This window comes from Streptomyces sp. NBC_01433 (assembly GCF_026340105.1).
Classification (GTDB): domain Bacteria; phylum Actinomycetota; class Actinomycetes; order Streptomycetales; family Streptomycetaceae; genus Streptomyces.
In genome coordinates, this window is the sequence record NZ_JAPEPM010000002.1 from 932,584 (window position 1) to 951,319 (window position 18,736).

Annotated in this window: 15 protein-coding genes; 4 read left to right on the forward strand and 11 right to left on the reverse strand. The window is 70.3% G+C overall.

Annotation, left to right across the window (positions count from 1 at the left end):
* Positions 1–141: 141 nt before the first annotated feature.
* Positions 142–1,656, reverse strand: a complete 1,515-nt coding sequence (locus tag OG413_RS31735; RefSeq protein ID WP_266813200.1) for a carboxylesterase/lipase family protein — start codon at positions 1,654–1,656, stop codon at positions 142–144.
* A 322-nt stretch (positions 1,657–1,978) separates the two neighbouring features.
* Here OG413_RS31735 and OG413_RS31740 point away from each other — a divergent pair, with 322 nt between their 5' ends.
* Positions 1,979–2,626: an HD domain-containing protein gene (locus OG413_RS31740; protein ID WP_266813201.1), complete on the forward strand. Its 648-nt coding sequence runs from the start codon at positions 1,979–1,981 to the stop codon at positions 2,624–2,626.
* Positions 2,623–3,678 carry a GlxA family transcriptional regulator gene (locus OG413_RS31745; protein WP_266811632.1) on the forward strand — a complete coding sequence of 352 codons (1,056 nt, stop codon included), beginning with the start codon at positions 2,623–2,625 and terminating at the stop codon, positions 3,676–3,678. Before OG413_RS31740 ends, OG413_RS31745 begins: the two co-directional genes overlap by 4 nt.
* Positions 3,679–3,683: 5 nt before the next feature.
* On the opposite strand, the gene OG413_RS31750 is transcribed toward OG413_RS31745, so the two are convergent.
* Both OG413_RS31750 and OG413_RS31755 read right to left on the reverse strand, forming a co-directional pair.
* Positions 3,684–5,159, reverse strand: a complete 1,476-nt coding sequence (locus OG413_RS31750; protein WP_266811633.1) for a UDP-N-acetylmuramoyl-L-alanyl-D-glutamate--2,6-diaminopimelate ligase — start codon at positions 5,157–5,159, stop codon at positions 3,684–3,686.
* A 223-nt stretch (positions 5,160–5,382) separates the two neighbouring features.
* Positions 5,383–5,535 (reverse strand): hypothetical protein, encoded by a 153-nt coding sequence (locus OG413_RS31755; RefSeq protein WP_158074409.1) that lies wholly within the window; start codon positions 5,533–5,535, stop codon positions 5,383–5,385.
* A gap of 600 nt (positions 5,536–6,135) precedes the next feature.
* On the opposite strand from OG413_RS31755, the gene OG413_RS31760 reads away from it, so the two are divergent.
* Both OG413_RS31760 and gndA read left to right on the forward strand, forming a co-directional pair.
* Positions 6,136–6,651 carry a DUF5709 domain-containing protein gene (locus tag OG413_RS31760; RefSeq protein ID WP_266811636.1) on the forward strand — a complete coding sequence of 172 codons (516 nt, stop codon included), beginning with the start codon at positions 6,136–6,138 and terminating at the stop codon, positions 6,649–6,651.
* 94 nt (positions 6,652–6,745) lie between these two features.
* Positions 6,746–8,185, forward strand: a complete 1,440-nt coding sequence (gene gndA, locus OG413_RS31765; protein ID WP_266811638.1) for an NADP-dependent phosphogluconate dehydrogenase — start codon at positions 6,746–6,748, stop codon at positions 8,183–8,185.
* Between the two features lie 165 nt (positions 8,186–8,350).
* Here the strand turns inward: gndA and cas2e are convergent, their stop codons facing one another.
* The 8 genes from cas2e to OG413_RS31805 all read right to left on the reverse strand — a co-directional run bounded on the left by cas2e (position 8,351) and on the right by OG413_RS31805 (position 18,673).
* Positions 8,351–8,692: a type I-E CRISPR-associated endoribonuclease Cas2e gene (gene cas2e / locus OG413_RS31770; protein ID WP_073721097.1), complete on the reverse strand. Its 342-nt coding sequence runs from the start codon at positions 8,690–8,692 to the stop codon at positions 8,351–8,353.
* A gap of 36 nt (positions 8,693–8,728) precedes the next feature.
* The gene (cas1e, locus tag OG413_RS31775; RefSeq protein ID WP_266811641.1) at positions 8,729–9,730 is read right to left on the reverse strand and encodes a type I-E CRISPR-associated endonuclease Cas1e; all 1,002 of its coding nucleotides are present in this window, start codon (positions 9,728–9,730) and stop codon (positions 8,729–8,731) included.
* Between the two features lie 8 nt (positions 9,731–9,738).
* Positions 9,739–10,527, reverse strand: a complete 789-nt coding sequence (locus OG413_RS31780; protein ID WP_266811642.1) for a type I-E CRISPR-associated protein Cas6/Cse3/CasE — start codon at positions 10,525–10,527, stop codon at positions 9,739–9,741.
* The gene (cas5e, locus tag OG413_RS31785) at positions 10,524–11,369 is read right to left on the reverse strand and encodes a type I-E CRISPR-associated protein Cas5/CasD (RefSeq protein ID WP_266811643.1); all 846 of its coding nucleotides are present in this window, start codon (positions 11,367–11,369) and stop codon (positions 10,524–10,526) included. Before cas5e ends, OG413_RS31780 begins: the two co-directional genes overlap by 4 nt.
* Complete coding sequence (gene cas7e, locus OG413_RS31790; protein WP_266811644.1) at positions 11,366–12,580, reverse strand: type I-E CRISPR-associated protein Cas7/Cse4/CasC; 1,215 nt, start codon at positions 12,578–12,580, stop codon at positions 11,366–11,368. The genes cas5e and cas7e overlap by 4 nt, the downstream gene beginning before the upstream one ends.
* A 128-nt stretch (positions 12,581–12,708) precedes the next feature.
* A complete protein-coding gene (casB, locus tag OG413_RS31795) occupies positions 12,709–13,557 on the reverse strand; it encodes a type I-E CRISPR-associated protein Cse2/CasB (RefSeq protein WP_266811646.1) in 849 nt (282 codons plus the stop codon).
* Positions 13,558–13,677: 120 nt separating this feature from the next.
* Positions 13,678–15,324: a type I-E CRISPR-associated protein Cse1/CasA gene (casA, locus tag OG413_RS31800; RefSeq protein WP_266811647.1), complete on the reverse strand. Its 1,647-nt coding sequence runs from the start codon at positions 15,322–15,324 to the stop codon at positions 13,678–13,680.
* Between the two features lie 364 nt (positions 15,325–15,688).
* Positions 15,689–18,673: a CRISPR-associated endonuclease Cas3'' gene (locus OG413_RS31805; protein ID WP_323137948.1), complete on the reverse strand. Its 2,985-nt coding sequence runs from the start codon at positions 18,671–18,673 to the stop codon at positions 15,689–15,691.
* Positions 18,674–18,736: the final 63 nt, after the last annotated feature.

Genomic DNA, 18,736 nt, shown 5'->3' on the forward strand with positions numbered 1-18,736 from the left:
GTAGCCCAGAACGATAGGCAGGTCCATGCCAATGGAAGGGGTGCCGGGATGAGAGGGGTGCCGGACGCGGGGCGCACGCGGCGCGAAGGTTGAGCAGGCCGGACCCCGGACTTTGCCCGACCGGTGTCACCCCCGCCCCCGTCAGGGAGCCAGCAACGGGAAGCCGGACGTGCGCCACAGGTCGCGGAAGTCCCCGCTCGCCGCGGCGCCCTCGTCCTCCCCATCCGTGCGCCAGAGCCGCACCGGCCGGGAGGGGGTGTCGGCCCGCGGCCAGCCGGGCTCGCCGTGCGTGGCGAAACCGGCCCAGGCGCTCATCATGCGGCGCGACAGTTCGTGGTCGTCCTCCCCCGGCGGGCCTCCGATCAGGAAGTGGACGCTCTCCTCCTCCAGGTTGCCGAAGGCGAACGGGATGTCCGCGCAGTGCCAGGCGCGCACCCGTTGCCCCCGGCCTCCGCGTTGCCGGGCGAAGCGCGACAGGAACACGGTGCCGCCCGCGTCCGCGTGGGAGTCGGCGAGCCTGTTGCTGTACTCGGCGAAGAGCAGGTCCGCGTGGACGGCCAGATAGAGGTCGAGTACGGATGCTTCCGGCATGCGGAGCCGATAGCCGTCGACGAGCGCGGTGGACAGCCCGAAGTCCTGCGCGAAGGCGGTCAGTTGCTCCTCGGAGGTGATCTTCGCGCTGCTGCCCACGGCATCCAGGAGCCAGTACTCCTCCGTGGTGTGGCAGACCAGCAGGTCCACCTCACGGGTGAGTCCGGCCGCCGAGGCGGTGATCGGGTCGGCGGGAAGGGTGTGCCCGTCGGCGACCGGCCCGTAGATCGCCGGATCGTAGTGGCGCTGCCCGGAGGCGGGGTCTCGCCGGTACCGGTCGACGACCTGGTCACCGGCGGCGACGAGGGCCTGCGGCGACGCGGAGAGCAGTCCCGCGCGGGTGGCCGGCACACCCGCCGCGGCGGCGACTTCGGCGGTGGTGCGCGCGGCTTCCGCCACGGACGCGCAGGCGTTGACGGCACTGTGGAGGATGGCGCGGCGGAACAGCCCGTGTGCCCGGTCCATCGCCGTCAGGCAGGCGACCGAGGTGGCTCCCGAGGACTGACCCGCCACCGTGACATCGCCGGGTGCGCCGCCGAAAGCGGCGATGTTCTCGCGTACCCACTCCAGGGCCGCGATCTGGTCGAGGAGCCCGCGGTTGTCGGGGCAGGGCGTCTCGCCCTCGCCGGCCGGAACATGTCCGAAACCCTCGAACCCCAGACGGTAGTTGAGGGTCACGACGACGAGGCCCGTACCGGCGAGCGCCGTGCCGTCGAAGTCCGGCTGCGCGGAGGAGCCGAAGACGTAGGCACCGCCGTGGATCCAGACCAGGACCGGCAGCCCGTCACCTTCGGTGCCGGGGGTCCAGATGTTGAGGTTGAGCACGTCCTCGTCCCCGGGTGACCAGGTCGGCGAGCCCGGAAGTTCGGCGGACTGGGGGGCCACGGGGCCGAACGCCACGCAGTCCCGGACCCCGGCCCAGGGCCGCGCCGGGCGGGGTTCCCGGAACCGGTCGACGCCGAACGGCGGGGCGGCGTACGGGATGCCGAGCACGGCGACGACCGCGTGGTCAGGCACGGCCGTCCGCCCCCGTACCCGTCCGGACTTCGTCGCGTACACGTGCACCGTCACCCTCCAGTCCGTGACCGGGGGTCGAATGTCCGGGCACGGGTTCAGCATGTCAGCGGGCCGGCCGGGTGGGCCAACACCAAGATCACCACGATTGACCCGCCCCTGATGTGAATCAAAGGGCCCGCCCGCGGGTGTCCGAATCTGTGGGATGTATGGCCCAGTGGCCATGGCGCCGCATCCGCCGTGCGCCGATGCTGGAGTGGTCCGGTCGCGACGCCGCGACGGACCGCCCGGAGAGGTCCCCGGCCGGGTCGCCTCCATTGACGGACCGAACGGCCGCCGACACGGCCCACGACACGGAAGGCCGGTGAGCACCATGCCGATCGACGCACCCCTCGCAGCCGGTGTCCACGTACCCGACACCAAGCTCGCGCGCGAAGCGACCGAGCTGGTACGTGACACCACGAGCGAACTCATCTATCACCACTCGCGCCGCGTCTTCTGGTTCGGCGCCCTTCAGGGCCGTAACCGCGACCTCGGTTTCGATCCCGAGCTGCTCTACATCGGTGCGATGTTCCACGACCTCGGGCTCGGCGAGCGGTTCCGCTCCAGCGGCAGGCGCTTCGAGGTGGACAGCGCGGACGAGGCGCGCCGTTTCCTCCAGGCGCATCACGTGCCCGAGGACAGCATCCGGCGGGTGTGGACGGCCATCGCCCTGCATACGACACCGGGGATTCCGTCGCACATGGAACCCGAGGTGGCCCTGGTGACCGCCGGTGTGGAGTACGACGTGCTGGGCATCGGCTACGGGGACATCTCCGAGGCCGACCGGGCGGAGATCGTCGCCCTCCACCCGCGTCCGCACTTCAAGCGGGACATTCTCGCCGCGTTCACGGACGGGATCAGGCCCAAGCCGGAGACGACGTTCGGCAATGTCAAGGCCGATGTGCTGGAGCACTTCGTTCCCGGCTTCGAACGCGGTGACTTCGTGCGCACGATCCTCGACTCCCCCTGGCCCGAGTGACCGCCGCCGTCACCGGCCCGGCGCATCTGGTGGCCGTGGTGGCGTTCGACGGGGTGCAGCTCCTGGACGTCACCGGGCCCGCGGAGGTGTTCACGACGGCCCGTGCGTTCGGAGCCGGGTACGAGGTCAGGATCGTCTCCGTCACCGGTGCGGACGCCGTGACGTCCGCCGGGGTACGGATCGGGGTGGACGGGACCCTGGACGGGCTGCCGGGGCGGCCCGGGACCCTGCTGGTGCCGGGCCGGCGGGAATGGCGTCGGGCGGTGGCGGACCGCGAACTGGTCGTCCGGGTCAGGGAGTTGGCCGTTCGGTCCGGGCGGGTCGCCTCGGTCTGCGCGGGCGCGTTCCTGCTGGCCGAGGCCGGGGTGCTGGACGGCCGCCGCGCGGCCACGCACTGGCGGCTGGCCGGGGAGCTGGCGGGGGCCTACCCGGGGGTGACGGTCGAAACGGACCCGCTGTTCGTACGCGACGGCAACGTCATCACCTCCGCGGGGGTCACCGCGGGCATGGATCTGGCGCTCGCCCTGGTCGAGGAGGACCACGGGGCCGCCCTGGCCCGCGAGGTCGCACGCGAACTGGTCGTGTTCATGGCCCGTCCTGGCGGCCAGTCCCAGTTCAGCGCGCGGCTGCGACCCACGGAGGCGCGGCACCCCGTGGTCCGGTGGGCCATGGACGCCATCGGCGCCGACCCGGGCGCGCCGCACAGCATGAGCGTGCTGGCCCGGCGGGCCGGGGTCTCCGCCCGGCACCTGAGCCGGCTCTTCCGTACGGACACGGGCATGACGCCCGGCCAGTACGTCGAGTCCGTACGGCTGGAGGCGGCCCGGAATCTGCTCGCCTCGGGCACCGATCCGGTCCAGACGGTGGCCGAGCAGGCGGGGTTCGGGTCGGCGGAGACCATGCGGCGGACGTTCCAGCACACGCTGGGCGTCTCGCCGACGTCGTACCGCGCCCGGTTCCGTACGACGGTGACGGCGACCGCCAGAGCTCCGACGCGGACGGCTACAGCTACAGCTACAGCTACAGCTACAGAAAAGGCTGCGGCCACGTAGGGGATCTACGCCCCCATCAGCTCACGCACCGTCGCCATGTCGCTGAAGGGCACCAGTTCGTCGCCGACGATCTGGTACGGCTCGCTGCCCTTGCCCGCGATGAGCACGATGTCGTCCGGGCCCGCCTCCGCCAGGGCGAAGGCGATGGCCCGGCGCCGGTCGGCGAAGCGTTCGAACGGGGTGCCGGTCGCCGTCAGGCCCGGGGTGATCTGGTCCAGGATGGCCTGCGGGTCCTCGTACCGCGGGTTGTCCGAGGTGAGGACGCACAGGTCGGAGTGGGTACCGGCGATGGTCCCCATGTCGGCACGCTTCGTGGTGTCGCGGTCCCCGCCGCAGCCGAAGACCGTGATGACCCGGCCACGGGCGAAACCCCGGATCGTGGTCAGGACCTTGTTGAGGGAATCCGGCGAGTGGGCGTAGTCCACGATCACCGAGGTGCCCTGCGGGGTGTGGAGGCGTTCGAACCGGCCCGGAATCTGCGGCATCCTTTCGAGCGCCTCGACCAGCCCGGCCAGGTCGTGCCCCAGGAGGTGGCAGGCCGCCACGGTCGCCAGCGCGTTGGACACCGAGAACCGTCCCGGCGAGGGGATCGCCGCCGGGTACTTGCGCCCGTCGTGGTGCAGGGTGAAGCGGGTGCCCGCGGCGTCGACGAGGAGGTCGGTGGCCCGGTAGTCCGCCTCGGCGTCCAGGGCGTACGTGGTCACCGCACCCGGCATCATCGCCTTGATCCCGGCGCCCACGGCGTCGTCGGCGTTGATCACCGCGCGCCGGCAGAGGCCCTGGAAGAGGCGGAGTTTGGCGTCCCGGTAGTTCTCCATCGTCCCGTGGTCGTCGAGGTGGTCCTGCGTCAGGTTCGTGAAGACGCCGACGTCGATGAACGTACGGTCCACCCGGTGGTTCAGCAGACCCATCGAGGTGGCCTCCAGGACGACCGTGCCGGTCCCCCGGTCCCGCATGCGTCCGAGCAGATACTGCAGGTCCGGCGATTCGGGCGTGGTCAGCACCGACGGCGGCATCGGGATCAGTTCGTCCCCGATCCGGCTCCCGGCCGTGCCGATGACGCCCACCCGCGCGCCCTCCGCGATCCGGAGCACCGACTCGACCATGTACGACACGGACGTCTTCCCGTTGGTGCCGGTGATCGCCACCAGGTCCATCCCGCGTCCCGGTTCACCGAAGTACCGTGCGGCGATGACCGCGGCCGCCTTCCGGGCGTCCGGTACGCGCACGGCGCACACGCCCTCCGCGGCCGCCGGGAGCGGCGGTGCCTGCTCGTCGACCAGGACGGCCACCGCACCGCGGGCGACCGCCGGTGCCACGGATTCCGGGCCACCGGCGAGGTGGCCCGGCACCGCGACGAACAGCGAGCCCGGAGTGACCCGGTCCGCGTCGAACGTGGTTCCGGCGGTGATGTCCGTCTTCTCCGGCGCGCCCTGGAGCACGTGGTGTTCCTGCCCGGCCAGTAGTTCGCTCAGCTTCACGTTGATCCCTTCGAAGTCGGCTCGGGCCCGGTCGTGCGGCCGTCGCCGGGCAGCAGCACGGGCGGTACGCCGAATGCTGCGGTGATGCTGTGGAGCCGGTGACGTGGATCTCGCGCGCGGCGATCGCCGGGCGCGACGGTTCAAGCCCGGCGGAGGCGCTGCCGGGTACGTGGAGAGACAGCGGGTCAGGGGCGGTGCCCCGGACAGGAACCGCTGAAGATCGCTAACCGTGGCCGTGCAGAGCGGTGCGGCCCGTTCCGGGGGCACCGTCGGCGGGCGCGATCGCCGCCGCGGGGGCTGCCGGAGCGGCAGCGGCCGGGCGCAGCACGGAGGTGGCCTCTTGCAGGCACTTCCTCACATCAGCGGTGCGACCCATGGACCGAGTGTACGTCCGGCCGGGCGCTGCCGAGCCCGCGCGGGACGTGCGACGGGGAGGCCCGGCGCGGGTCCACCAGGGGTGTCCTGGTGGACCGCACCACGGTCGGGGCCTTCTTCGACGACGGCCGCTTCACCCACTCCCGGTCAGCCAGAGTTCAGGAGGAGTTCAGGAGGCGTCGTCCATCAGGCGGACCGTGCCGAGGATCTTTCGCACCGCCGACTCGGGCACCTCGTCCGCGACCCCTCGCACCCCGACGAAGGTCCAGCGGTGTCTCTTCGGGGTCGCTGCCGCCGGGCGCGGGCGGCGGCGGGTCCGACGGGGGGTGATCGGCCCCGGGCGACTGGTGTCCTGACCACATGGGCGGCAACCCCAAGGGCTGTCCCGTAGAGGGTGCCCGGCCGGTCGTGGCGGGCCCCTGAGCTGCGGAGGAAGGGACGGGCGGCCCGCCGCGGGCGGGACGGGCGCTGAATCTTCCCTTTGCGGCGGCCGCCCGACCGGAGTGGAATTGCGTACAGGGGACGGTAGAGCCCTCGCGCTGTTCGGCATCAAGCTGCCCGCACCGCCGAAGGTGGTGACGACGGGCAGAAAGGACACACCATGAGCGACACCGACCGGGGGGACGACGTCTACCAGCCCCAGGAGCCGGAAGCCTCCGACCCCGCCGACCTGCTCGATGCCGAGGACACCCTGGACACCACCGGAGTCACTGATGTCCTGGACGAGGGGTACTCGCCGCCCGACCGTCCGTGGGCGGTCGACGACCAGGGCACGACGGCGGCCGAGCAGCACTCCGGAGAATCCCTCGACAGCCGTCTGACCAGGGAGCGCCCCGAGATCTCCGACTCCACCGACGACGGCCCCGGTGACCTGACGGACGGGGACGGCGAGCTCTGGGACACCGAGGTGGGCACCGACCGCGCGGGGCGCCTCACCCAGCAGGCGGACGGCAGTGTGCCGTCCACACTGACCGCGCAGGACGTCGGGATCGACGGGGCGGCGGCATCGGCCGAGGAAGGGGCCATGCATGTGATCCCGGACGACGAGGACGACGGTCTGCCCGGCGAAGAACCGCTCCCCACCGGAGAGGACACAGCCGCCTCACCGGCACCGTGAGGCGGGCACGGGTACCCGTTGAACGCGCTGTCCTCCCGGCCCCTGTCCATACTGGATCCATCCCGGCATCCCCAAAATTTGCAGGAGCACACAGATGAGCGGCACTGCGCAGATCGGCGTCACAGGGCTCGCGGTGATGGGCCGCAACCTCGCCCGGAACTTCGCGCGCAACGGCTTCACCGTTGCCGTGCACAATCGCACCACCGCGAAGACGGACGCCCTGGTCAAGGAATTCGGCGACGAGGGCACCTTCGTCGCCGCGCGTACGCCGGAGGAGTTCGTCGCCGCCCTGGAGCGCCCCCGCCGCTTGGTGATCATGGTGAAGGCCGGGGATCCCACCGACGCGGTGATCCAGGAGTTCGCCCCGCTGCTGGACGAGGGCGACATCGTCATCGACGGCGGCAACGCTCACTTCGAGGACACGCGACGGCGCGAGAAGGAGCTGCGCGAGCGCGGGATCCACTTCGTCGGAGCGGGGATCTCCGGCGGTGAGGAAGGAGCGCTGAACGGGCCGAGCATCATGCCCGGCGGCTCCGCCGAGTCGTACGAGTCGCTGGGGCCGATGCTGGAGAAGATCGCCGCGAAGGCCGAGGACGGCACCCCGTGCACCACCCACATCGGCCCGGACGGTGCCGGGCACTTCGTGAAGATGGTCCACAACGGCATCGAGTACGCGGACATGCAGCTGATCGCCGAGGCGTACGACCTGATGCGGGCCGTCGCGGGCTACTCCCCCACGCGGATCGCCGAGACGTTCCGCAGCTGGAACACGGGGCGCCTCGACTCGTATCTGATCGAGATCACGGCGGAGGTCCTCGCCCACACCGACGCGGCCACCGGCAGGCCCTTCGTCGACATCGTGCAGGACCGGGCCGAGCAGAAGGGCACCGGCCGCTGGACCGTCCAGATCGCGCTGGATCTCGGTGTACCGGTCTCCGGTATCGCCGAGGCGGTCTTCGCCCGCTCCGTCTCCGGCCACGCCGCTCTCCGTGATGCCTCACGCCACCTCGCCGGACCGACCGCCCGCAAGCTCGGCGAGGACGAGGCGGCGGCATTCGCCGCCCAGGTCGAGCAGGCACTGTATGCCTCGAAGATCGTCGCCTACACCCAGGGTTTCCACGAGATCGCGGCCGGCAGCGAGCAATACGAATGGAACATCGACCTCGGCAAGGTCGCCGCGATCTGGCGCGGCGGATGCATCATCCGGGCCGCGTTCCTCGACAGAATCACCAGCGCCTACGAAACCCGGCCTCGGATGCCGAGCCTCCTCTCCGACGAGAGCTTCGCCCAGGAGATCGCCGCCGCACAGAACGACTGGCGCACCGTGATCGCCACCGCCGTCACCCAGGGCGTCCCCACCCCCGCCTTCGCCGCCACCCTCGCCTACTACGACTCCCTGCGCGCCGAACGCCTCCCCGCCGCCCTCACCCAAGGCCAGCGCGACTACTTCGGCGCACACACCTACCACCGCATCGACCGCGACGGCGCCTTCCACACCCTCTGGGGCGGCGACAAAACCGAAGCCGAACGCTGACCGCCACCCGCGAAAGCTGATGCCGGGGCGGATTCGCCCCAGATGCGATCACGGGACGCTGAAGAGATCAGAGATGGTGGTGTGGTCCGGCGTTCGGTCTACTGGCAGCACCGGCACCTGATGCGCCGTGCGGGTTGTTTCAAGTCCATGATTGCGGCCACTTCCTCAGTCGGCCGCCAATGGGTTGCGCTCGGCCGTTCCCAGGGGCGGGGCCTGTTCGTCTCGGGGCCGGAAGGCGATGAGGGCGAGGCCGTCGAAGTCGATGGGAGTGCGGCGGCGCTCGCCGGCGGTGAGTATGGCGAAGCCTTGTTCGTTGGCTTCTGGGTGGAGGAGAACGGCAGCGCCGGGACCGATGGATGCGGCGACAACGGCCCAGAGTTCGTTGCGGACGCGGCCGGAGAGGGTTCCGACGTAGAGGCCGGGAGTGGGTTCGATCATCCAGCGGGTGAGGGCGCCGCGTACGTGGTCGGGGACGGCGGTGGTAGCCAGGACGGTCATGGTCGGCATGGCAGGCCCTGTTCTGCGGTGGAATGACTGGTGCCGTCATGGAGCATCGGGGGTCTCCTGAGTGGCGTAGTTGACGCCTGCGGGGACAGATCCGGTGGTGGGATCCCAGAGGTTGACCATTTCGACAGCGTGGCCGTCGGCGAGGGGTTCGGCTTCGTCGGGGGCGAGGAGCGTCTGGACGTCGGCAACGATGCGGGGCAAAAGTTTGAACAGGCGAAGCTGTTCGCGGAAGCTGCGGCGGGCAGCGGCATCGGAGTTGGGTGAGTCGTGGAGGGAGAAGGCGAGGGGGACGGTGAGTTCGGCTTTGTAGAGGTCGGCGATGTCGTAGACGAAGGCTGATTGGGTGCCTTGGTGGACGAAACCGAGGGCGGGCGAGCAGCCGAGGGCGACGAGGGCGGAGTGCACAATTCCGTACAGGCAGGTGCTGGCCGAGGACAGGGCAAGGTTGACGGGGTCCTGGGTGTCCCAGGAATCGGGGTCGTAGGCGCGGCGGAAGCGGCCGATGCGGTGCTGCTGGGCCAGGAGCTTGTACAGCGCCTTCATCCGCTGGCCCTCCATGCCGCGTAGCTGCTCCAGGGTGGTGGCCGCGGGGACAGTGATCTGGAAGCGGGACAGGTACATCTGCCGCGCGACCGCGAGTCTGCGGTCGGGGTCGCTCCACTGATGGACCTGGTGTTCGAGCCAGCGAGTGGTGAGGGAAGTGGGGACGGTGCCGGAGTAGCAGCGCACGCCGCCGGAGCCGGTGCAGACCACGGTGGTGCCGTGGCGGGCGAACGTCGCGAGCGCGGGCTGGGTGATGGAGGTGCCAGGGCCCAGCAGCACGCAGCTGAGGGAGGCGGTGGGCAGGTAGACGCGGGTGACGTCCCCGTCGTCGCTGGTGGTTTCGGCGCAGACGCCGGTGTCGTCCTGGACGATACGAACGATGTCGGCGTAGAGGAAGGACAGCGAGTCGCCAACGCGAGGAAGCATGGCCAGGGTGGGTGAGGCGACGCGGCGGCGGGCGGAGGTCGGAGTGTGGGCGCGGCGGTTGGAGGTCATGGCCGACATCACGCCCATGGGGTGGCGGGTGCGAGGCTGAGCAGCCCGCAGCCGTAGGACTTGCTGCGTCCGATACCGCTCAGGAGGGCGGAGCGCAGCGCGGCGGGGTCGGTCACCAGGGCGGTTCCTTCGAAGAGGGTGACCGCCCGGTCGACGCGGCGGTCGGCGCGGCTCCCGGCACCGGCTCCCGTGCCGGGGGCAGTCGATGGAGCAGGTGCTGGGGCCAGGTTCGAGGTGGTGGTGTGCCAGGTGGTGGCGGTGTCGGCGGACCGGGACACCAAGGTGCGCGGGGCCAGGCCGGCGGTGGCGGCACGGTCGGTCCACCACTGGTCGGCTTCCGGTCCGTGCAGAGGGATGACTTGTTTCCAACGGCCGGCGGTGCTGTTGGGGCCGCAGCGGCGCACGGCGTTGGCAGCGAGCCGGTAGCGGACGAGAAGCCCTGGGCACAGTGCGCCGAGCAGCGTGCCCATGGAGCGGACCTCGGCGCGGGCGTAGCCGGCGGGGAGCCGGTCGGCGGACGGACGCGTACGGGTTTGGACCAGGAGGACGGGCTCGCCCACGCCGTCGGTCTCCAGCCGGAAGAGGACTCCGGCCTGGGCTCGGGGAGCCTCGCCGAGGTGGTCTGGAACAAGGGTCATGACGGTGCGGTGAAGGTCGGAGACGTTGCGCAGGTCGCGCTGGACGGCGCGGTTGCGGGGGTTGAGCAGCAGCCGGGTCAGCCACGCTCCTCCGCCGGCCGGATCGGCGGCCGGCTGGGCAAGCACGGCGGCTGTCGTCGCGGTGTCGGTGGGTGTCACGACGTGGCTCCTTGCGGGCGCAGGTAGTCGGTGACGGCGTCGAGGTAGGCGGCGCCGTAGCCGGAGCAGAGTGTTACCGGCAGGGGCCGGGTGGTGCTGTGGGCGGGCCGTGCCCGGTAGACGCGGTCGCGAGCGGTGAGACGGACCGGTTCATCGTTGAGCACGGTCACCGTGACGGGCGTCGGCGGGCCGTCCGGCTGTGCGGAACTCACCGGGTCGGCGTGGGTCGGGAAAGGCTGGTCGCTGGTAAATCGGACGTCCACCGTGCCTGACGGCGGCGGCGTGTGTGGGGGGCGCCGGGCCAGCGGAACTCGGCTCAGCTCGGCGGCCGGGTCCGCGAGGTCGACGCCGAGCAGCAGCAAGGCGCCGGGAGGGCAGGATCGACGACCGAGGTGGAGCGGCCAGCGTGGTGCGGCCACGGCATCGACGCAACGTTGGGCGAGGCTCCCGTCGGTGAAATCGGCCGCGACGGTGAACGCGGCGTCGGACAGGTAGTGGCGGGTGGAAACGATGGTTGCCCCGTGCGCACTGCGGCGGGCACCCTTCGCGGTGGGTACGGTCAAGTGCTGGGGGTAGCCGCCCCCGACCGTGTGGAAGTCGCCCATAACCGCGCCGGGGCGGTCCACACGTACCGTGAAACGGACCTGGGTGAGCCGGGCGAACAGCGCCTCGCGGTCCTCTCCGTCCGCGATGGCCTGGGCACGGGGGATGCCCAGGGCAGAGGCGAGGAGGCCGATCAGTCCGGAGCGGGTCGGGTGAGGGGCGGTGTCGCGGTGAGTGAAGGCGCTGTGCTCGCCCCATGACTGCAGGGGCGCGGCAAGGTGGAGGAGGAACCCGGTCACGCGGTGGCCGCCTTGTCGGCAGGGTAGGCGACGTCGACCGCGCCGGCGATCAGTTCGGGGTAGGAGGCGGCCACAGCGCCCAGGCCGGGCAGCGGCTTCTCGTCCAGGCCCGCATGAGCGGCGTAGGGGAGTTCGCCGGTGCCCAACAGTCGGTTGATACGGGCCGCGTACTCGCTCAGCGCCTGTCGGGACGGCCCTCCCCAGCCATGCTCCCTGGCCCGTACCGGCTCCTCGAACGCGGCGGCCAGGGACAGCGGCCGGTCGGGTCGCACCGCGACATGGACCAGGTCCGGGTGGGTGTGCGGCGCTGTGGACGTCTTCTTCGCACCGGGCACGGTCCCGATGAACGCGGTGGCGAAGGCAGTGGCGAGGTCGCGCAGGGTGCCGGAGTCGCGGAGACAGGCCGCGTCGTGTTCGGTCTGCGGTGCGGCGGGGCGGTCTTGCGGGCTGGTCAGGGAGGCTACGTTCGAGGCGAGGTCGCGCAGGTCGAGGGTGGCGTAGCGGTAGTAGACACCGGTGCTGAACTCGCCGGTGTTCATGTGTGCGCTGCCCGCGTCCTCGGCCCACTGGTTGACGTCGTCCACCGCGGTGAAGAAGTCTGCCTGTACGGAGGTGGTGTGCGTGGTGAACGCGTGCGCCACCTGCACCGCGCCGTCGACACCCGCTCCGGGGATTTCCGCGAGCATCCGGCCGAACAGCGCGATGGACCCGTTACGGGAGCGCAGGATCTCGTGGACGGCGTCCTTGGGCAGCAGCGGCTTGGTCGCGGCAGCTTTGCCCAGGGCCTTGGCCAGTGACTCCCGGTGCTTTTCGGCGATGTCCGCGAGAGCGGGCGCGGCGCTGTCGGGCAGGAACAGCAGGGACGCGGTGGTGCGGTCGCCCTTCTCCAGGGCGAGTTTGGTCTCTGCCGAGCGAATGATCTGCGCGCCCGCCAGCGCGGCCAGGTCCTCCGGCCATCCCCGCTTGACCAGCTCCCGGAAGACCTGCTCGGGCAGCCGCCGGGTGCGCAGCGCCTTCTCGCCGATGGCCTCCTCCACTGCCAGGCGCACTGGACGCTTCCACGCCTGGCTGGATACGCGGGTACGGATGGTGCCGCCGAAGGTCAGTGACTTGGGCGAGCCGAGGTCGTCGCGGTTGACGTTGTTGTAGGGGAGGGTCTGAACGACGTGCAGGTCCAGGAAGCGGGGCGCCGGGGCGGGTGCGGTGGGCATCGCGGGAATCCTTCTGGTGAGAGCGGAGACGGCGTACGGGTCGAGGCGTACGCGTTAAGGAGCGCGGGAGCAGGCCAGGGGCAGCGTCAGCACATGGGGCTGCAGAGGGGCCATCGTGATGGCCGGTGCTACATGCCGGGGGCTGGAGGTCGTTCCTCTGCCGCCGCCTCCTGGCGGCGCAACGACCGGTAGAACGCCTGGAGCCAGCGGGTGGCGACCATGTCGTGTCCGTAACGCCATCCGGTGAGGTCCCGCAGCAGGCAGGCGTAGTCCGGCGTGACGCCGGACGATCCCAGCCAGCGGAAAACACTGGGCAGCATCCGGTGGGCGCCGTCGAGGTCCTGGCGCACGAGCAAGTGCAGCCGTGACTCGGCTGCGCCCGACTTGAACTGGTCGGGGCTGCGCCGGCCAACAGCGTCCGCGAAGCTTTCACCGAGGCTGGTTCCGCGTGAACGGAACGCCGTACTGGCTCCATCCACACCGGACTTGCGCGGGGCGAGGGCGGTGCCCTCGCCGTGATCATCCGCAGTGACCGCAGTGACCGCAGTGACCGCACCGGAGTATCCGTCTCCCCGCAGGGATCCTCTCGCGCCGAGTTCCGCCGCGTTCGCGTCTGCGGCGTCGGACAGGCGTTGGGCCCGCGGACGGGCGGCGATGAGCGCGGCGACCGCATAGTAGGCACGCTCCTTGTCCGCGTAGCCTCGGCCCTCGGTGTCCTCCCGGATCAGACCGGACCGCAGCAAAGCCGCGTGCATACGGGCGGGAACTTCGGTGACCGGCCTGCCCAGCCCCGCCCGCAGCGCGGACTGCGCCCCCGGCGACTCCCGGCACAGCCTCCGCACCCGGTCTGCGAACTCGTCGTACTTGACCAGCTCGGGGTTCCGTGGCTTGGGCTGCTGCTCAGTGGATGTTCCAGTCCCGTCCATGGCCTGGGAGTCGGTCGGGGGGTCGTCCTGCACGTAGTTTGTTGCGCTCATTGCTGCCGCCGTGGGTCTGGTGGTCGGGATGCTGCTGCGTTCGTAGGATGGTCCGTTGCACACGGCGCGGTCGCCGTCTCCGGCTCGTACGGTTCGATGGTCGGGCGCCGCCGGTGGTGCTCAGGCGGGCGAATCCGCAGACCCTGCGGGGCCCAGGGGCGGCCGGGCGCGCAGCAGGCTCCTCACCAGTCCGCGCGCCTCCTCGCGGGCCTTGCCACCGCGAGGCGTGGAGGCGATCTGAAGGGTCACCGCGTCGTACTCGCGCAGCGCGATCCGCCCGAACTCCTGATCGCTCCCCGCGAAGTCCCGGGCATGGAGTGACTGCCAGAACCGCTGCTCGGCGGCGGGCCAGTAGGCGGCCAGCGCGAGTGCGGGCCAGGGTCCGCCACGCTTGCGCCGGTCCTTGGCGGTGCCCCCGGAACGGTCGCTCTCGAATGGGGTGGTGTAGGCGCGCCAAGCCGTCTGCAGCGCGTACTCCAGTCGGCCGGCTGCCTTCTCCGCCGCGTCGCGGCCCGCCTTGAGGTCGAGCCTCAGTACATTGTCCGCCTCGTCGTCCGACACCCGGAGCAGGGCGAACAGCGGTGGGGTGAAGCTGGTGAAGTACGTACGGTCGCGGGTCTGGCCGTCCTGGTCGAAACCGAGGCACTGCACACGCAGCGAGTCCTCGACCTCCTGCGGCAGCTCGCTGTTCAGGTCACTCAGCACGGAGGGACGGTGGCCGGAATCGTCGCGGGTCTCGGTGACCAGCGCGTCCAGGTCACGCCACAACGCCCGGTCCGCGTTCGCCTCCCGGGGTCGTTTGAGCAGGTCCTTGCCCTCATCCCACAGAAGGTACGGGTCCTCGTGCGGGGGCCGGTTGACGCGCAGCGCCCACGTGATGTGCGCATCCACTACGCTGCGGCCCTCGGGGCCGGGGGTGAGGAGGAGTGCGTGCCGGTACTGCTCGGTGAGCGCCGACAGAGGACCCGTCGGCGCTGTCGGCACGGCGAGCGGGTCGGGCAGCTCATCGCGCTCCCAAGGGCAGGCATCGGGTACGGCGTCCCGCTCCCCGGGCCACCTGTCCGGATACGGAAGGCCCAGCAGCAACGTCTCGAACAGGGAACGCCCCAAGGGATGGTACGAGAGCACCTTGCGCAACGGACCGGCGTAGGAGTTACCGAATCGCTGCCCCGCCACGGTCCGCGGCGTGCACTGACCGGCAGGCCCGTAGTAGAGCTGCGCCAGCAGGTGCGGCACCGCTTCGGCGGACGGTAGCGGCACCTGCTCAGCATCAGTGAAGTGCCCGAAGAACACTTGGTTGCTACCCGCCGGTCGCGCCATCACCAGCTTGTTGACGCCCGAGCTGCTCGGACACTCAGCACGCAGCCTCGGGTCCTGCATCCATGGCCGCTCGGTATCGAAGAGCCGGAACCGGTCGGCATAGCGGGTGAAGTATGCCTCCACAGCCTCTTGTACGAACCGCCCACCACCATCCAGCAGTTCGTACCGCCGGTCGGCCCACTCCCCCATATTGTCCGCCTCGTGGAGACCGGTGATCCGCCCGGCAATGGCGTACAGCACCCGCATCAGTCCGGAAGCAGCCGGCGGCAGCGCGACAGAGAGACCGCTGATACGGTGCGCCTCCAGCATCACCCCCGAGAGACCGAGACTGCGAGGGACGGCCGGCTCATCGGCGGTGGGCAGCATCGAGACGGGGGCCCATGGCTCGGTGAGCAGGTCGTAGAAGTGGGACGGCTCGGCCTGCGCAGTAGGTCTTTCGGTAGACACGAGCTGGTCACTCCGGTTCTCACGTCGAACGGATACGCCCTGAGGCTGCCGCGTACTGTGGTGCGCGTCTCCGCACGAGCGGAGGTGGACCGATCCTGCTGAGCGGGCCGGTCAACCGCTGAGGCCGCTCCCCGCGCGAGCGGGGCGCTACGGGTCCCCATGACGGGTGTCAGGTGGCCCCGTGGCGGGCGGCGCACTACGGGTCCCCATGGCTGGATGCCGGTAGACCCGCAGCAGACCTTGGCCTTGAGGCGATATCGACGTTAGCGCCGATCGCGCTTCAAACAAGGCGAGTTGAGCAATCCTGGGAAAGGTCCTTATGGCTGTGCCCCGATCTGATAGGGCGGCCTGGATCTCTTGCCTGTCAGGCGAGCCGCTCGGTCACCAGACCCAACTCGTGGTGGAGCGTCAGTCGCCGCTTGCCCAGCGCGGGCCCGGCCGGCCCGTCCGGGCCGGTGGTGTGCGGCAGCAGGACGACTCCTGCGAGCTTGGGTTCGTCCTGCCACCCGGCCGGTGGTTCGTTGGCGGCCGTGCAGGCCAGTCGCCAGTCGCCGTGTGCCAGGGGCACGACGTAGCCCAGAAGTTCACGCACCAGGGTCCTGGAGAAGCGTCCACCCGAGGCATCACCGTCTTCCGGGAACCTCACACGGTGATTTTCGTCCAGCCATCGCCGTTGCTCGGGGTCCTCGAATACGGGCAGGGTCAGGACAGCGTCCACGCCCAGCCGCGTCGCGATGATGTCTTCATCGGCGTCGCTGCTGGTGAGTTGCTCAAGTGAGCTGACATCGCCCGGTTTCGGGATGGTCACCAGCTTCGCCAGTCCCTCGCGCGCCATGGTTTCGGTAAGCCGATCGATGTCCTCCTTCAGCAGGAGTTCGGGGGTCTTGGACGCGAATTCCGCGTCGTAGACGCCGTCGACAAGTTCCTGGACATCGCCGGGCACTTCGACGGGCTTTCCCGCCCTGGCTTCGAGCGGTTCGAGAGTGCGACGCAATAGCGACGGCGCGTACACGTCACCCCACGACTTCGGGACGAGGAGCAGCCCGTTGCCATCAACCGGGACGAGTACCGCCAGCCGTGGGCCACGGCTCCACGACGGACGGTACGGAGCGGTCGTCCGGTGCCGCCAGACCCGTCCAGCCCGCTGCAGCAACAGTGCCATCGGTGCGAGGTCGGAAACGATCAGGTCGAAGTCCATGTCCAAGGACTGCTCGATCACCTGAGTGGCCACCAGGATTGTGCCGCGCGGCGGTGCGGGACGCCGCACGCCCTCCTTGCCCACACGTCCGAACCACTTTTCGGCCTCCTGGGTGATCGCACTCCTGCGCCGGGCCGGGAACCGCGCGTGCAACAGCCGCAGCTTGGGTCCCACCTGCGACGCGGTGCCTTGCGCCGGGCTCGCAGGTTCGTCTGCGTATGCCACCCGGTCGTCCCAGCCCTGATATTCCGGCCCGTACCGCTGGCGGAGGTGGTCGCGGAAAACGCTGAACGTCCGCTGAGCCTCGCCGACCGTCGTACAGATCACGGCCACACAACCGCCCGCGTCCACAACGGGCTTCAGCTCCCGGAGTAGCGCAGCCAGTCGGCCGTCCTTGACCGCAGGATCATAGGTATGGGCCACGGGCAGCAGGTCGATATCGAGGCTGGACGGCCGGTTGGTGCCGATCGGCCCGCCCGGCAGCGTGACTGCGGCGGTGGCGGCGTCTGCGTACAGCCAGCCCGGATACGAAGGCGCGGCCAACTCGTACGAACCCGGCTTCCGTCCGGCGCCTGTCAGATATGCCTCTGCCATTCCGGCGGCCGTACGCCCGGTCAGCGTCGCCGACAGCAGGATCACCGGGACCCGCATAGCTCCGAGCCAGACCAACAGCCGCAGCAGCAGTGCATGGGTGAACGCGTCGTGCGCGTGCGCCTCATCAACTACCACCGTCTTGCCCGCCAGGCCCAACTGCCGCAGCGCGTTGTGCCGCAGCGGCAGCACCGCCATGAGCGCCTGATCGACCGTGCCGACAGACAGCGGAGCCAGCACTCCCCGGCCGCGCGTGCGCAGCCACCGGCCCGCCGACAGCGACACCCCGCTCTTTGATACGTCATGTTCGTCGGTCAGTGTCCGCGGCTCCGGCAGCCCATCCGGCGCGTACTGCTCATTCAGATCGGCGGCGCCATGCAGCAGCGTCAACGCCGCGTCGCCCAGCAGATTTCCTCTACCGAACGCAGCCACCCGTCCGTAGAGCTGATCGGCTGTCGCCCTGGTCGGGAGCAGGAACGCCACCCCTGGGCACCCCGCCGCCCGGCCCATCGAGGCAGCCGCAGCGAGCGCCACCTCGGTCTTACCCTCACCCGGCGGCGCCGTCACCAGCAGGACACCCGGCCCTCCCTCGAACACTCCCGCTTCCGTCAACTCCGTGTCCACACTGACCTGCAACGGATGCGGCTGCTCGATCTCCGGAAAGCGCTGCCGGAAGCCTCCTACGGTGAACCGTGCGCGGTCCAGGCCAGCGCCCCTCAACAGGGCTGGCGCCTCCGCCGCCGCACGGGCGGCGTGCGCACGCAACGCGTCCAACCTACCCAGCCCGCCATCGGCCGTGGCAACGGTCTGCTGCCGCAACACGAAGTCGTCCTGACTGGCCAACCAGTCCGCCACTACCACGAGCCCCGCCACCACGACCGCCACCTGGACCGACAGCCCCGCGCCGTCCGGCACTACCGCTGGATGCCCCAACACCTCCCGCAGCGCCGCCGCATGCTCTCGCCGCTGCACCGCCCAGCCCCCGGCACCCAGCTCCGGAAGATCTCTGAGCGGATCGAACACGTTTCGCATCTGCGGCAATTGCGGATACCGGCCGTGATGCCCGCCCAGCATCTGCGCCACCCGCACCACCAACCGGCCCCCAGCCCGCCCACTGCCCTCTGGGTACCCCTGCCCCGCGAGCAGCGAAGGCAATACCCGCGCACTCGCCACCTGATGCCTCAGCGACAAGGAACCGTTGTCTCCCGCCAGACGACTCGCGAACGCACCATCGGCCAGCAGCGCCGCAGACGACGCGTGTCTGAGCGCATCCCGCTGAAACTGGAATCCTCGTTGAATCTTCCCCACATCGTGCAACCCGGCCCAGAACGCGACCAACGACCGCGCCCCGTCCGACTCGACCCCCAGCTCCCCCACGATCGCCTCTTGCTGCGACCTAGCCAGGAACCCATCCCACAGCGCCCCGGCCACCACCCCGGTATCCAGCAGATGCCCAATCAGTGGATAGGGCTCCACGAGCCCGTGCTCCTTCCCCCACACCCGAACATCGACCATCTCTCCCCCTCCGCCAAGCTCATCGGTCAGACCTGGGCATTCCATCACCGACCTCTGACACACTGACCGGTATGAGCCAGCGGCGACCAAGTCAAGAGATGGCAAAGC